The 16,719-nt window shown below is 43.2% G+C and carries 10 protein-coding genes and 1 tRNA gene; 9 read left to right on the top strand and 2 right to left on the bottom strand.

The features are described from left to right. Positions 1 to 41 precede the first annotated feature (41 nt). Positions 42 to 125, bottom strand: a tRNA-Leu gene (locus ACESM0_RS07815). Positions 126 to 437: 312 nt separating this feature from the next. On the opposite strand from ACESM0_RS07815, the gene ACESM0_RS07810 reads away from it, so the two are divergent. The 9 genes from ACESM0_RS07810 to ACESM0_RS07770 all read left to right on the top strand — a co-directional run bounded on the left by ACESM0_RS07810 (position 438) and on the right by ACESM0_RS07770 (position 15,872). Then, the gene (locus tag ACESM0_RS07810; protein WP_372905289.1) at positions 438 to 1,871 is read left to right on the top strand and encodes a sugar porter family MFS transporter; all 1,434 of its coding nucleotides are present in this window, start codon (positions 438 to 440) and stop codon (positions 1,869 to 1,871) included. A 428-nt stretch (positions 1,872 to 2,299) separates the two neighbouring features. After that, on the top strand, positions 2,300 to 4,210 hold the full coding sequence (gene nagB, locus ACESM0_RS07805) for a glucosamine-6-phosphate deaminase (protein WP_372905287.1): 1,911 nt from the start codon (positions 2,300 to 2,302) through the stop codon (positions 4,208 to 4,210). Positions 4,211 to 4,501: 291 nt separating this feature from the next. Further along, positions 4,502 to 5,047 carry an RNA polymerase sigma-70 factor gene (locus ACESM0_RS07800; RefSeq protein WP_372905285.1) on the top strand — a complete coding sequence of 182 codons (546 nt, stop codon included), beginning with the start codon at positions 4,502 to 4,504 and terminating at the stop codon, positions 5,045 to 5,047. Between the two features lie 75 nt (positions 5,048 to 5,122). After that, on the top strand, positions 5,123 to 6,178 hold the full coding sequence (locus tag ACESM0_RS07795) for a FecR family protein (protein WP_372905283.1): 1,056 nt from the start codon (positions 5,123 to 5,125) through the stop codon (positions 6,176 to 6,178). Between the two features lie 52 nt (positions 6,179 to 6,230). Next, the gene (locus tag ACESM0_RS07790; RefSeq protein WP_372905281.1) at positions 6,231 to 9,803 is read left to right on the top strand and encodes a SusC/RagA family TonB-linked outer membrane protein; all 3,573 of its coding nucleotides are present in this window, start codon (positions 6,231 to 6,233) and stop codon (positions 9,801 to 9,803) included. Positions 9,804 to 9,830: 27 nt separating this feature from the next. Next, positions 9,831 to 11,234 carry a RagB/SusD family nutrient uptake outer membrane protein gene (locus ACESM0_RS07785; protein WP_372905279.1) on the top strand — a complete coding sequence of 468 codons (1,404 nt, stop codon included), beginning with the start codon at positions 9,831 to 9,833 and terminating at the stop codon, positions 11,232 to 11,234. A 77-nt stretch (positions 11,235 to 11,311) separates the two neighbouring features. After that, positions 11,312 to 12,211 (top strand): PIG-L deacetylase family protein, encoded by a 900-nt coding sequence (locus ACESM0_RS07780; RefSeq protein ID WP_372905277.1) that lies wholly within the window; start codon positions 11,312 to 11,314, stop codon positions 12,209 to 12,211. Positions 12,212 to 12,297: 86 nt separating this feature from the next. Beyond that, a complete protein-coding gene (locus ACESM0_RS07775; RefSeq protein ID WP_372905275.1) occupies positions 12,298 to 13,173 on the top strand; it encodes an ROK family protein in 876 nt (291 codons plus the stop codon). Between the two features lie 2 nt (positions 13,174 to 13,175). Then, the gene (locus ACESM0_RS07770) at positions 13,176 to 15,872 is read left to right on the top strand and encodes a hypothetical protein (protein WP_372905273.1); all 2,697 of its coding nucleotides are present in this window, start codon (positions 13,176 to 13,178) and stop codon (positions 15,870 to 15,872) included. A gap of 58 nt (positions 15,873 to 15,930) precedes the next feature. Here the strand turns inward: ACESM0_RS07770 and ACESM0_RS07765 are convergent. Further along, a partial coding sequence (locus ACESM0_RS07765; RefSeq protein ID WP_372905272.1) for a hypothetical protein occupies positions 15,931 to 16,719 on the bottom strand: 789 nt, incomplete at its 5' end.

The following is a 16,719-nucleotide window of genomic DNA, read 5'->3' as shown; positions in this document are numbered from 1 at the left end:
AAAGAAAAAGCCTGCCAGCATAGCTGACGGGCTTTAATTTGTACCCGAGAAAGGACTTGAACCTTCACGTCCGTGAGGACATACGCACCTGAAGCGCACGCGTCTACCAATTCCGCCACTCGGGCATTTCGTTTCTTTGATAGATTCTAAATATAGGGAGCTTTTACTTCTCTTTGCAATAAGAAATTGAGTGCAGAAAAATTTATTTAGCTGAGGATATCAGCTAAGATTTTACAGGGTGATTATTTTAAACATGTTCACCACATCGGAACAGATTTTAAAAGAAGAGAATTTGATTTCGATAAAATTTTTTTAGATTCCATCGAAATCAAGGTTGGAGTGGGGGCAACAATTTTTTAATCTGTCTCCTCTATGATTTATTCACTCTATGTATTGGATCTTTAATAGACGGCTCTATTTATAAACATAATTAAGGTATGGAAAATAAAAGTGATACGACTGAATTAGGAACAGACAATATGGGAAGAGTGATCTTTCTGTCAACCATAGCGGCTATTGGGGGGTTTCTTTTTGGATTTGATAGCGGTGTGATCAACGGTACGGTTGGGGCACTACAGGAGGCATTTAATTCAGATGCTGTCGGGACGGGCTTCAATGTCGCCTCGATGCTGCTTGGGTGTGCACTGGGTGCATTTTTTGGCGGGAGTCTGGCTGACAAGTTTGGCCGGAAGCCTATTTTATTGATCACGGCCGTTGCGTTTATTATTAGCGCATTTGGATCCGGTGCAGCCGGTTCGTCTTTCTTATTTGTCATGGCCAGAATATTAGGCGGCTTTGCTGTGGGGGCAGCGAGTGTACTGGTGCCTGCCTACATCAGTGAAATTGCTCCGCCTAAGGTTCGGGGTGCATTAACCACTTTAATGCAGCTGATGATTGTAATCGGTCTTTTCATCGCTTTTATCAGTAATTACAACATTGCCGGAAGCGCCGGAGGTGCTACGGAAGCTTTCTGGGGTGGTTTTGACGCATGGCAGTGGATGTTCTGGGTTGAAATGATACCAGCCGGAATATTCTTTTTAGGCCTGTTGTTTATTCCCGAATCTCCAAGATACCTGGTTGCAGCCGGTAAACTGGATAAGGCAAAAGCTGTTTTGAATAGTCTTGCATACGGGGATACCGCAGATGAAAAGATCAAAGACATTCAGTCTACCCTGGAGGAGAATCGTAAGCCAAAACTGTCAGATATTATATCTAAGCATACCGGGAAAATTCAGCCGATTATTTGGGTAGGTTTGGGTTTAACCACTCTCCAGCAGTTTACAGGTATCAACGTTGTTTTTTATTACGGTGCTACACTTTGGCAGGCAGCCGGCTTTACAGAAGAAAATGCGCTTCTTCAGAATGTGATCAGTGGATCTGTAAATGTACTTTTCACATTTGTGGCTATTGCCCTGGTTGATAAGGTAGGGCGGAAGCCGCTTCTAATGATCGGTGCACTGGGACAGGCGGTGATGCTGGGAATATTGGCTTTAATATTTGGAACGGCCGCTGCTACCGATGGCGGTTCACTGCAGCTTGAGGGTAATATGGGGTTGTATGCCCTGTTGTCTGCCAATGGATATATTGCATTTTTTGCTTTCACATGGGGCCCAATTATGTGGGTAATGCTGGGTGAAATGTTCCCTAACCAATTCCGGGGAGCTGCCCTTGCGGTCTGTGGTCTAATCCACTGGTTGTCAAACTTCACGATCACAATGACATTCCCTGTACTGCTGGCCTCCATAGGCCTCGGATTATCATACGGTATATATGCAGGATTCGGGATTATCGCGTTCTTCTTTGTGAAGCGCTATGTGGTTGAAACGAAAGGTCGCACATTGGAAGATATGTCCCGCGATATTCAGAATTAATCAACTTACAACTGCATCCTTTATGAAGCTGCAGTCTCTAGGGGCATAAATCAATAAGATTTTCAGATGTAAACCAATATTTAATGTGAGCTCGAGATAAAATTTGGAAAGAATGTCTCCCCTCCTTCGTAAGGAGGGGCTGGGGGTAGTTTTCAGATTTCGATGCGAATTTATAATTGAGAAATTAACTCATTGACCTAAAATAACCACTCCTAAATCACTTCGTGGGAATCGCTTCGCTCGGAGCCCCTCCTTTAAAAAGAGGGGACTTCTCATATGGTAATATTCAATGACTTTACAACGAACTCAGGTTATTTATCTTGATGATATTATAGTGGCTTTCATCTCTCAGGTTTTGGATTAATGATGTACTAAGCCTTTAGTAGAAAACTTTACTCGATACCTAATTATTAATTGTATAAGTACGAATGAACATGGATTTAACCGATCATCTGGGCCAGAAAATATTTGAAAAAATTGATACAACTATCTTTTCTGATGCAACAGAAGCTTCGAAGATTGTTGCGAAAGAGATTGCCGGTTTAATCCGCGCCCGGAATCAAATCGGACAAAATACGGTACTTGGCCTGGCCACCGGTTCCACTCCAATTCAGGTCTATGGCGAATTGGTTCGGTTACACCGGGAAGAGGATTTAAGTTTTGAGCGTGTTATTACATTCAATCTGGATGAATATTATCCAATCCGTCCGGAAGAGCTGCAGAGCTATGTGAGATTTATGAATGAGTATCTTTTTGATCATATCGATATCAAAAAGGAGAACGTACACATTCCTGATGGCACTTTAGAGCGGGAAGAGGTATATCAGTATTGTAAAGAGTACGAGCAGAAAATTGAGCAGGCCGGCGGACTGGATGTACAGATTTTAGGAATCGGCCGAACCGGACATATCGGGTTTAATGAACCGGGATCACTCGAAAAAACACGAACCCGGCTGGTTACGCTTGATGAGCTGACCCGGGCCGATGCTGCTGCTTCTTTTTTTGGTGAAGAACACGTGCCTCGCAGAGCTATCACAATGGGAGTGGGCACTATTTTGAAGGCGAAGAAAATCTACCTGATGGCTTGGGGTGAATCAAAAGCGTCTATCATTCAACGGTCTGTAGAAGGTGAAATATCCGCCCAGGTTCCGGCCACTTTTCTTCAGAATCATGAAAACACGAAAATAATACTGGACGAAGCCGCAGCTTCAGAATTAACAAGGCGAAAGACACCCTGGCTGGTTGGTCCCTGCAAATGGGACGATCGCAGAATTCGAAAAGCGGTAACCTGGCTGAGTTTGCAAATCGGCAAGCCTATTCTAAAACTCACGGATGAGGATTACAATCAGCATGGGATGAGTGATGTGGTGACTGATTACGGACCGGCCTATAATGTTAATATTCGCGTTTTCAACCAGGTTCAGCACACCATTACGGGATGGCCGGGTGGTAAACCCAAAGCGGATGACTCGAATCGGCCTGAACGTGCTGAACCCTTCCCGAAAAGAGTGTTGATTTTTTCACCTCATCCTGATGACGACGTAATTTCGATGGGTGGAACATTAATGCGATTGGTGGAACACGGCCATGAAGTTCATATCGCCTATCAAACATCGGGTAATATCTCTGTGTATGATAATGAAGCGCTTCGGTATGCTGATTTTATTTCGCAATACAGTTCAAACAAAAATGAGCAGAAGCTATTTGATAATCTTATGAAATCTGTTGAGGAGAAAGTACCCGGTGATACAGATTCTGACACAATGCTGGAGATTAAAACGAAGATACGTCAGGCCGAAGCGCGTGCCGCTTGCCGATATTCCGGTCTTCCCGAAGAGAATATTAACTTTCTTAATATGCCGTTCTATGAAACCGGACGGGCTAAGAAGGATCATCTTACCGAAAAGGATATCAGTATAATTCAGGAAGTAATGGAGAAGGTTGAACCGCACCAGATTTATGCCGCAGGTGATCTGTCGGATCCACACGGTACTCACAGAATTTGCTGGGACGCCATTCGTACAGCCCTTGGGAATCTAAAAGATGAGAAGTGGATGCAAGACTGTTTTGTCTGGCTATATAAAGGTGTGTGGCAAGATTGGGATATCAGTGAAATTGACATGGCGGTACCCTTAAGCCCGGATGAAAGACTAAAAAAACGCCGTGCAATTTTTAAGCACGCCTCTCAAAAAGATCAGCCTAAATACCCAGGTGCTGAAAGCCGTGAGTTCTGGATGATTGCAGACGAACGTACCATGAAAACAGCAAAACTCTATGATCAGCTGGGCCTTGCTGAATACGATTCAATTGAAGGTTTTACCCGGTATAATCTGTCTTGAAAAAATAATATGGGTAATAGGGTCTTGTATTTCAGAGGTAAATAATATATCTATAAACGCGAGATCGATTTCAGATTATTCATTTTCTGAGAAGGGAAGGAACTTTCAAACATCTAAATCGATGTGTCATTAATCGAACTCAGGTTAAAAGAAAATGATGGTCCGTTGTTAAGGTTTGTGGTGCTAAGCAGTTGTGGTTTTGTTATATCTTTTCTCTTTAAATGCTCATTGTGATTTGTACTTTCAAAGAAATTTCCTGTCTGCCGTTAAAAATAATCGGAGCATTCTCTAATGGAAGATGGTGATAAAACTCATCGTAAACTGGTGGAGCAGATTCGTTCAGGGGATCAGTATGCCTTCGAACAAATGTTTCATCTCCATTACAGCAGGCTGTGTGTTTTTTCGAATAGTTACTTAAAATCACTCGATGTGGCTCGGGATGTTGTTCAGGAAGTGTTTATTAAGATTTGGGACAACAGGGAAGAGTTTGATATCAGCCACTCTCTAAAAGCCTATTTATACCAAGCTGTTCGCAATCAATCACTGAATCATCTTGAAAAGAATAAGCAGAAAATCAGATTGAAAGAGAGCTTAAAAGAGCAGAGGGATATTCTTCAGGAGAGGGTTCCGGATGATTTGAATACTGAAGAGCTGACTCAAAAAATTTGGAAAATCGTTGAGGAGCTACCTGAAAGACGAAAAACGATATTCATTCTCTACCGCAAACACGGTCTATCCTATAAAGAAATTGCGGAGGTAATGGGTATAACCCGAAAAACTGTGGAAAACCAGATGGGTAAGTCGCTGCAATACTTGAGAGAGCGGCTGGATATGTAGCATTAAAAAAATAATTACTCTGAGTGGGGGGGAGTAGAATTTTTTCTGTCTAATCTGTAACAAATAAGTAAAACTATGTCAGATAAAGAAGAAATATGGCCGGTAATTGTCCGATACCTTGACGGTATTGTTAATGATTCCGATTCAAAAAAATTAGAAGATTGGCTCAGAGAAAGCAGTGAGAACCGACGTGTCCTCCATTCGGTAAGTCAGATCTGGAAAGCGTCAGAAGAGAGGTCTCAAAATGCTCTGATTCAGGAATTGAATCTTGAGGAGGATTGGGATCGAATATCCAATCATATTTCCCAGTCGGATAAAGAAGAGAAGAAAGCGCGTGTTTTAAAGTACAAGCGTCTTAGAAAACGGCAACAATTTTTTTCAAACCTGATGAAAGTAGCCGCACTTATTTTAGTAGCTGTTGCTTCAGGTTATTTAACACTACAGTATGCGCCGGTGCAGCAGGAAAAGGTGTATGAGCCTGTATTTAACGAAATTCAAACAAGTGCTGCAGAGCGTGCAAGAGTTGAGCTTGGAGATGGATCCAGGGTAACTCTGAACGCTACAAGTAAATTGATTATGCCGGAAACGTTCAGTCAAAGTTCGAGAGAAGTTGAGCTGCAAGGTCAGGCATTTTTCGATATTAAGTCCGATAAGAACCGACCCTTTCGTATCCAAACCCAGTCAGGATTGATTGAGGTAGTGGGCACATCTTTTGATGTTCGATCATATGTCGACGATGAGATCATAGAAGTTGTGGTGAGAGAGGGAACTGTTGAGGTGAGTCAGGAATCAGATCCTTACCAAAAGTTGATTGTAAATGAAGGTTATAAGGGATCTATTCTGGTAGCCGAGAACAAGCTGAATCTGGTATGGACCGAGGATCTCGAAAGTTACTTTTCCTGGATGGACGGACGAATTGTATTTAAGAAAGACCCATTACACAAGGTATTCCGTCATATTGAACGTATTTACGATATAGAAGTCGTTTATACCGGATCGGATCAAGCCATACTTGAAAAAGAGTTTTCTGCCGATCTGAAAACCAGATCAGTAAAAGAAGTGATGGATGTGATAAAATTTGCCATGGATATCGAATTTGAGATGGAAGAAGATCGTGTGATTATCTTTTAAATGATTTTTTTCAAAATGTTAAAACCATAACACAAACCAAAAACCCACGCGTATGAAGACCGTTACGTTGTTAAAAGGATTGCCTATACTGGCATTAATGGTGATGTTATCATCTTTAATGCCATTGCCGGCATCTACCCAAGTACAGTCTCCGGAAACGGAGTTACCACAGTTGGTTTACTTCTCTGTCAAAGACTATAGTAATCAGCTGCAGGTATTGAAATCACCAATTGAAGTAGACTTTAAAAATATCCCAATCGTGGAAGCGCTTTTTCAAGTGGCAGAAAAAGCAGATCTTGAAATTGCATTCGACTCGGGAGTTTTTAGCGATGATGATCTTGTGACCCTGGAACAAAGCAGGCTCAGTTTAGGTGAAACTCTGGAACATGTTTTGAAAGATACAGGATATGAAGCAGTCATAACTTCAAGTCGTCAAATCATTCTTCGTGAAAGAGTTGTTGAAGAGCTCGAAGAAGATGAGTTGATGGTAGATGTAGAGGGTCAGGTTGTTGATGCCGAAACCGGTGAGCCACTATTTGGTGTTACGGTTTTTGTTGTCGGAACTCAGACCGGTACTACTACTGATGATGAAGGACGCTTTACATTAACCGTTCCGGATGGAGGCGAAGTTTTGGCCTTTTCCTACGTGGGATATGTAAGACAAGAGGTTCCCATTGGAGATGAAACAGAATTTTTTATTGAAATGAGCTCTGATGTAGCCATGCTCGAAGATGTGGTTGTTGTAGGTTACGGTGTTCAGCAGAGAACAGAGGTTACAGGTTCTGTCTCTTCTATTAATGCAGAAACCATTCAGGATAATCCTGCATCCAGTTTTGAAAATGCCCTGCAGGGACGACTTGCAGGAGTGAATGTAGCAGAATCTACGGGTGAGCCCGGTGCTGCCCCTCAGGTAGTTATTCGAGGTACAGGTTCCATTTCTGCAGGTAATGATCCTCTTTATGTAATTGATGGAGTTCCACTCTCTCAAAATTACAATCAGCAGGGATCGATTGGTTCACAGCGGGCATCTTTTCAGCCTCCAAGAGCAAATCCTCTTTCAACACTTAACCCTAATGATATTGAGTCGATTGAAGTATTGAAAGATGCTTCTTCAGCAGCAATTTACGGGTCAAGAGGATCAAATGGTGTTGTACTGATTACAACGAAACAGGGTAGAAAAGATACGCCGCCACAGGTAAGATTCAGATCATACATGGGTGTTCAAACACCGTTCAACGTTCCGGAACTGATGAACGCTGAAGAGATTATTGACTACACGAAGGACGCCAGGAATAACACATATTTAAGGCAACAGGATCCGACGAATCCTTCCAGTCCGTTTTACAACCCTCAATACAATCCTGATACGAATGCAGGCCGAGAGGCTTCCGGTGCAACGGGTAACCATATCATTCCGGATGCATATGTAAATTGGGACGGAACAGATACAGACTGGCTCGATCTGGTACTGGATCAATCCGTACTGCAGAATTACGATATGTCTGTCAGTGGCGGTTCATCAAGTGTTACCTACTTTTTAGGCGGTGGCTATATGGATCAAACTGGTATTGTAGAAGGATCCGCATTTAACCGATTTTCTTTAAATGCTAACTTGAATGCAGACCTGTCTGAAAAAGTAAAGATTGGCCTTGCCATGAATGGTGCATTTACTGAGCATGACAGAAAGCCAGCAGGTGCTCCGTACTTTGGTACACCTCCGGGAATTATCTATTCTGCCATGACGCAGTCTCCGGTTGTTGATCCATTTAATGAAGATGGCACATATCGTCAGCTTGAAGGCAGTCATAATGATCTTGGTGGTGCGACGACGACAACCAACCATCCGCTTGCCGTACGAGACTACATTGATGAGCGTATTGCAAATAACAGAATTTACGGTAATCTGAATGCACGATATGAAATTCTGGATAATTTGCAGTTTAAGTCGATGGTTGGATATGATTTGGATAACTATCAAAGATCATACTACCAGGGAACGCAGCTCTACTACAGAGGCGGGGACCCGAGACCATTCGGACAATCTTCATCTGCTCAAAGCTTTAACTGGTTGTGGGAAAATACACTCACCTATCAAACGGCTTTTGGCGAAGACCACCGATTGGATGCTGTTGCCGGTTATACTGTTCAAAAGCAGCGCGATGAAAGAAATTCTGTAGAAGCTCAGAATTTCCCGGATGACCAAATTAAAACAGTAAATGGAGGACAGGTTACGAACGGTTCTCAATTTATTGAAGAGTGGTCTCTTGTGTCTTACCTGGCTCGTGCAAACTATGTATTTAAGGATCGATACCTTGTAACAGGTACCATACGTTCCGACAGGTCATCAAGATTTGGCTCGAATAATCAAACCGGTGTCTTCCCATCTGCTTCTTTGGGTTGGAGAGTCACCCGGGAGCCTTTTATGGCCGACCAGGATCTGTTTAGCGAATTGAAGCCAAGGGTTAGTTACGGTGTTACAGGTAACTTCCTCATTCCGAACTACGGCTCAATCGGTTTACTTGGATCTTCAAACTACGTGTTTAGTGATCAGACCGTTTCAGGTACAATCCCGTCCACTCTGGGAAATTCAGAGCTTACATGGGAGACAACAAAACAGCTGAATATAGGTCTTGATTATGCGCTAATGGCCGATCGAATCTACGGTTCGTTTGACTATTACATCAGTAACACGGAAGATCTTCTGCTTGAAGTAAATATTCCGGCTGTTACAGGTTTTACGAGAGCTTTAACCAACATCGGTGAAGTTGAGAACAAAGGGTTTGAAGTTCAGATTACTTCAAGAAATATGGTTGGAGCTTTCCAGTGGTCAACAGATTTTAACTTCTCTACAAACACAAATGAAGTTAAAAAACTGGGGAATGAAGGAGATCCTATTCTCGTACCGGGAGCTGCCGGAGTTCGACACATCACCAGAGAAGGGGATGCCATCGGCAGTTACTACGGATATGAAGTTGTGGGTATTTTCCAGACTCAGTCTGAGATCGATAATGCGCCGGTTGACCTTGAAGGAAACCCAACTCCGGGTGACTTCCAGTTTAGAGATGTGAATGGAGATGGTTTTATTGATGCTGATGACCGAACAATCCTTGGCAGCTACCATCCTGATTTTACATGGGGTATGACCAATCGCTTTAACTGGAGAAATATCGACTTTAGCTTCTTTCTGCAAGGTGTGGAAGGAAGAGAGGTAATGAACCTTACAGCTCGTCACCTCAAAAACGGTGAGGCAAACTTTGGTAGCTATGCGGTATTGAACGACCGATGGAGGTCGACAGAAGACCCTGGAAATGGTAAGCATCCAAAAGCTGAAAGGGCTTCAGGCGGTAACAATAACCGGCCTTCGTCTTATCAGGTTGAGGACGCTTCTTACGTCAAACTGAAGAACATTACTTTAGGCTACAATCTCCCTCAGTCGCTTATAGATAACTTTGCTCAGAGTGTAAGACTTTACGGTTCTGTGACAAATGTCGCGATCTCGACTGATTATATCGGATTTAATCCTGAAGTGAATTTGCAATCCGGCAGTGGATTGACACCGGGCGAAGACTACGGAGCTTATCCATTGTCGAGAGCATTTCAGTTTGGTATCGACATCTCCTTTTAATTACAAAAAGAAACTATGGTGAATAAAATGAATAGATTAAAAACACTATTGCTGGTTCTGCCGGCATTGATTCTGGTAGTTTCGTGCGGAGATGATTTTACAATTCTCGCTCCGCAATCGGAACGTAATGTTGAGAACTTCTATCAATCGGATTCTGATTTCCGAGTGGCCATTAACGGTGCTTATGCAGGTATTGCTGATAACAACCTTTATGGACGTAACCTCATGTTGCTACATGAGATGAGATCAGATAACACCTTTAACGGAGGTGGAGCTACCGGCCTGGCTGAATCGCTACAGCGAATTACTCGTTTCGATGAGCTGCCCGGATCCACTGAACTGGAAGATACCTGGGCCGGCGGTTACAAGGTGATTGCAAGCGTTAATACAATTCTAAGCAGAATTGATAATGTTGACTTCGACAACCCATCACTGGCCGATCGCATAAAAGGTGAAGCACTCTTTATCCGCTCCCTTGTTTATTACAATCTGGCTGTAACTTATGGAAATATTCCTCTTCAACTGGAAGAGGTAACCACTCCAAATGTTGAGATCAACCAGGTTTCTGCAGATGCGATTTACGATCAGATCATCACGGATTTGGATACGGCAGAAAATCTACTGCCTGCCTCTTATTCAGGTGATGATGTGGGGCGAGCTACAAGCGGTGCAGCCGCTACTCTCCTCGGTCTGGTTCATCTGACAAACGGAAACAGTGGTCAGGCTGAAGCAGCACTTCGCCGTGTTGTCAATTCTCAGGAGTATGATCTTGTTCCCGACTATTTAGATATCTGGGGGGCTTCCAACGAGAATAATATTGAGTCTGTTTTTGAGATTCAGTATAAATCGGGCGGTCAGGGTACCGGTAGTGGATTTACTGAATACTACTCGACTGACCTCTCAATTTCAGGTGGTGTAGGAGGTGGTAATGTTCCACAGGGAATCAACGACAATCTTCTGGAAACTTACGATGAAAACGAAGATGTCCGTTTTGAAACATTTGGAACAGATGAAGATGATTTGCCATACTTGAATAAGTATGATGCCAGTCAATCTATCGCTTTTGACTCGGATGTCAATTTTATTGTATTCCGGTATGCTGATGTACTTCTGATGCTTGCAGAGGCAATTGGCGAAAGTCCGGAAGCCTATGACCTGATTGATGAAGTGCGGGAACGTTCCGGTTTAACCACACCATCTGCAACACTGCCGGGAAGTTTTGAGGAGATTTTACTCCTTGAACGACGTCGCGAATTTGTAGGTGAAAATAAAAGATGGCCTGATTTACTCCGATTTGGAGTAGCACCGCAAGTAATGTCAGATTTCTTGTCTGATGAAGGTTTTACGCCTTCAGATATCCGTCTGCTCTATCCAATTCCACAGCGCGAACTGGATGCGGCACCCGGAGAACTAACTCAGAATCCACTTTAATGATTGACCTCGGCCCGGGATGAGGAAAGTCTCATTCCGGGCTTTATTAAATTCAATTTTTTCTAAACTAAAGAATCATGAACAGAATCATTTTTATCACATTGCTGCTTTTATTTTCTGCAGTATCTGTTTCAAAAGCACAAATTAATACGTCGGATGATACACCGCTTCGGGTAATTGCAATATTTGCCCACCCTGATGATGCTGAATCTAAAATGGGTGGCACTGCAGCCATGATGGCTCAAATGGGACACGAAGTGAAATTCTTGTCTCTAACAAATGGCGACGCCGGCCATCACGAAGAGGGTGGAGGCTTTCTTGGTAAAAGAAGACGTGCTGAAGCTAAAGAAGCTGCCGAAAGACTTGGAATTGAGGAATATGAGGTATTTGATCATCACGATGGTGAACTCTTACCTGAACTTCATATCCGTAAGGATGTAATTCGAGCCATTCGCGACTGGAATGCTGATGTAGTACTTGGGCTTCGACCTAACGACTACCATCCTGACCACAGAAATGCGGGCCAGCTTGTTATTGATGCATCCTATATGGTGATTGTACCCAATGTTGCACCGGATACTGAGCCGCTCCCAAATAATCCGGTTTTCTTTTACATGCAAGATCGGTTTAGCAAACCCAATCCTTTTAGCCACGATGTTGTGGTTGGTATTGATGACGTTATTGATACAAAATTAGCAGGTTTGGATGCCCACACCTCACAAATGTATGAGTGGCTTCCCTGGACTAATCACACTCTTGATGAAGTTCCGGAAGATCCGGATGAGCGTCTTGAATGGCTTAGACAGCGCTGGGTAAACCGGGATATGTCGGATGAACAGCGAGCGGGACTGGAAAAATGGTACGGTTCAGAACGTGCAGCAGAATTTAAGTACGCAGAGTCATTTGAAATTGCAGAGTATGGACGAAATCCGTCTGAAGATGAGCTTCGAATGATTTTTCCAATGTTAGGAAAGTAATTACTGCTCTTCATAACGTACCTAAGCCGAAATGGTGTGGAAGCCGTTCGGCTTTTTTTACAATAAATTATTTTCAAAAGAATTACATGACAGAAAATATTCTCAAGCAACCGGTCATCGGGATCGATTTAGGAGCTACGAACCTGCGTGTTGGTTTGGTTCGGGGTGATAAACTAGAGCAATTGGAAACGTGTAAACTGCCCGAAGATAAGTCGGTGATGTCTATTCTGAATAAGATGGACGAAATGATCCGTTCTGTTGATGATGGTGCGGAACTTATCGGTATTGGGGTTCCCAGTGTAGTAGACTCGGAAGAGGGTATTGTCTATGATGTTCAGAATATCCCGGGTTGGGAGAAAGTCCATCTGAAAGATTTGCTTGAGGAGAAAACGGGAAAGAGCGTCTTTTTAAATAATGACGCAAACTGTTTTGCCCTGGGAGAGTGGACGTTTGGCAACGGGCGGGGCAAGAAGAATATGATTGGCCTGATTATTGGGACAGGTTTTGCCGGAGGAATTATCCTCGATGGAAAACTTTACGAAGGCAGAAACTGCGGAGCCGGTGAATTCGGGATGATCCCTTATAAACAGTCAATCTTAGAGCACTACTGCAGCGGACAATTTTTCTCCCGGCTTGTTGGAATCAAAGGGGAAGAGATCTACAAAAAAGCTATAAACGGCGATCAGGCATCGAAAAAGCTTTTCCATAAGTTTGGCGGTCATGTAGCCGAAGCTGTAAAAATGGTTCTCTATACTTACGATCCCGAATCAATCATCCTGGGGGGATCCGTAAGCCAAACGTACCCACTGTTTGAGAGAGGGTTCGAACAGGAACTTAAAAGCTTTGGATTTCCGCATTCACTCACCAACGTGGAAATTACGGTATCGAAAACCAAACATATTGCCGTTCTTGGGGCTGCGGCACTCTGTGCAAACCATATCAATGTTAAATACACCGAATAATAATGAGAAAATCTCTCTTACTTCTATTTTTGTTTGCATCTATTCATCTGTTATTTCAAACAGCTGTTGCTCAATCCGTAGGGGAAGTAAAAATTCAGGTGCAGAGGGCAGAAGCAGGTGCACCGGTTAAATTTGGCATACCGTTTCAAAAAGGAGAATTAAAATCTCCTGATCATATTCGGGTATTAAACGGCGAGGAACGTGAAATTGCAATTCAGTCCACAGAAGTTTCAAGCTGGCTTCCTGCGGATGACAGCGTTAAATGGCTCTGGATATTTTTCTTTGCAGATGAATCCGGTGAGTATAAGGTTCAATACGGAGAAGATATACGCCAAAGTGTTTTTACGGATAGCCCGATCATGTTTAAAAATAATCAACGGGCTAATGGATTTGCAGAAATTGAAACCGGACCTCTAAAAATCAGAGTTGACAAAGGAGGATCGGGATTCATAGATAAGGTATATTACAATCCGGATCAGAATGGATACTCAGATGATCATATTGTGGCCACCGGGCTGTCGCAACGAGGATCGTTTTTGGATTTGAGGGATGATACTTATGGTTGGTTTTCGAACATGCTTGCTAATGCCGGAATCGATACTTCAAGAGCTGTGATTCATCAGCATTACATTGAAAAAGGATCCGGTCCGATGCACGCCATTTTACGGGTTGAGGGTGAGTATGAGTATAATCAGGAAGGTCATGAAAACTCTCCGTTTGTGACCTATATCCACGCTTATGCCGGCAAGCCCTATCTTAAAGTTTTCCACACAATTACCTACACAGGAAAGCCGGATAAAAGTGAACCACTGAATGGTCGTCAACACGAAGATATTGGCACTCAAACGGATTTGCTGGTTGATGAAGGTGCGCGGTCTCGGGATGGTGGACTTACTCAACCGAAAGATCGAATTGCTTCGGCTGGATTTGGCTTGCAGTTTCATTTAAACGGTGCGAAAAGCGTCAAATCTGCTTTAGAAACCGGTAAATGGTGGGAAAAGGGTTCAACCGATTATTTTGAACATCAACCTTCCGATGATGACGTGATATCTGTTTTTCAAACCGGACCGGAAGCAGCCCGGCAATCGCCCATGTCTGTTTCGGATGAAAATGAAAGAATTGACGGATTTATCGCTGAAATAAGCGGTAATGGAGTTGAGATGACCGGTGAGAAATCTGAGGGCTGGATGTCGGTTTCGGATGACTCACGTGGAGTTACCATTGCGCTCAAAAATATGGTAGAGGAGTATCCGAATGAGCTGAGCGTAAACATGGAGTCGGGTACGTTTCATGCCTATACATGGTCACCCAATGAAGAGCCGATGAGTTTCGCAAGGTTTGATTCTGAACCGGACGGTGGAATGGTTGGTAATTTTGCACAGGGCTTGACCAAAACCACAGAAGTAATTTTCAATTTCCATCAGGGTGGGCAAGACGCTCAATCGGTTAGATCAGAAGTGATGGCAGTGTTGAATTCTCCGGTGGCTCATGCTGGTGCTGACTGGTACAGCCGATCCGGTGTATTTGGAGAATTTGCAGGAAACGGTACCGGATTTGAAGGATTGGAGAGAAGTCTTCAGTATAAATATGAGTGGATGCTTTTCAATCAAAAATGGGAGCCGTGGTATGGAATGTTCGACTATGGAGATGTTCGAAATTACTATTTCAATAACACCTGGTTCCAGTGGGCAAATAATGAGCCCGCTATGGATTTTCAGTACTGGATGCAGTTTATGAGAACGGCTGATACGGATATGTACGAAATGGCAAAAGCTATGGGTCGTCATACGATGGATGTGGATAATACCCATTGGCCACGACCCAATAGATATCGCGGAGATACAAATAGATCACTGGACTGGTTCGATTCGGAAATGCAGCCGGAGATTGATCCTTATGTGGGAATGGGACGCCGGCATGCAGGTCAGCAGTGGATTTCGATGCTTTCGGCGCACGTATGGGTTCCCGGATGGATTACTTCATACTATATGGATGGGTATCATCGTGGACTCGAAGTAGCACGCCTCACCGGCGATTACTATGTGAGGAGAATTTTTGGAGGTCACGGACTGACCGGAAGGAGACTCTATCTTTCTATCTGGAATTTGGCAGAGCTGTATGATGTCACAAAAGATGAAATTTATCTGGAGGAGCTTAACGACCGTCTTGATCGGATGCTCGATCTGCAGAAAAAGCAGGGCGGGAGAATTGTTATCGACCGATATGGCTACTCACAAAACTATATTTCTCATGGAGTGAGCAAAGTACTGCAGATGTTTGACCGACCTGATCTTGAACGCTCTTTGATTGAAAATGCTCGAAGCCTTTACAATAATCCTCCTTATGATCATGATATGGAGTCGTACCTATCCAGTATTCATCCATTGATTGTAGGTTATGATCTGACAGGCGAAGAGAAATATCTGCAGGAGGCTTGCTATAGATCACGCTATTTGCCGGTGGATGAATTACCGGGACCTGTTTTTTCCTATGATAACCAGGGCGAGTTAGCTGAAGACATGGAGACTATCAGCAACCTACCATCCGCAGGAGAGGGACCGTCGTTTCGCGGAAGGCTTCCCATTTGGAAATATTCTAATGGTCTGAGAATTTTTGGGTGGACACATGCCTTTAGCGTCCCGTATACGATTGAACGGCTTCAGAATACAAATTTACAGGGCTGTTTCAATCAAGAATAAAACAGGTTGTAAAGAGTGAAAATTTTCATGTCTTTATTGTAGAAAAATTTCACTCTTTTTATAATCTATAACTCAGGGATATAAAGCTTCCCATCGAGTAGAGTTCAACATTTCCCCATCCAACTTCTTGTACCGGTACTTTTATAAATGGTTCAACACGCATGCTCCAGTCGGGGTGGATATCAAATTCATAACCAATTGAAAACCCTGCATTACTAAGCCAGTGAGAAGTTCCGGTTTGTCCACTCCAGCCTTCTTCCTGTCCGGGCTGGTATGCACGATAGTTAAATGAATACTCTTCAGACTGCATGAAATAAGATGAGAGACCGGCGGTAGCAAAGAATCTGGATCGTTCAAAATTGAGAAAATTGAATTTTAAGGAGATGGGTATATCAAATAACAAACACTCCCCAATGATTTCATCCGGAGCATTTCCCCCGGTCCAATAGTATGAAGGGTTATAGTTGTTGCTTTGAGCCGTATATTTTACCAATGAATGAATAACACCCACCGACACCGATAGATTTTCTGTGATGGAGTATTCTAAATTTATACCTGCTTTGTATCCGGGATCATAAAAATCAGAGATGGAGCCCACCGTACTCAGATCAGGAGACATCGCAAGGCCAACTGACAATCGAGACATAAATCCTTTTTCAGTCTCAAAGTCTGTTGGTTCAGTCCCAACTGTAGACATGAAAGTTTCATGATGATGTGTATGAATACCCTTTGAAATGGAGGTAGGTTTATTTATTCCTGTTTCAAAATTGGCCCCACGGATTTTTCGATCAGTTATTCCTGATATCTGTTGAGCATCTTCGAACCGTTCTATATGAAGGTTGGTTTG

The organism is Rhodohalobacter sp. (assembly GCF_041686455.1).
Taxonomy (GTDB): Bacteria; Bacteroidota; Rhodothermia; order Balneolales; family Balneolaceae; genus Rhodohalobacter.
Note: the sequence above shows the minus strand (reverse complement) of the source record. Positions and strands in the feature narration are given on the sequence as shown.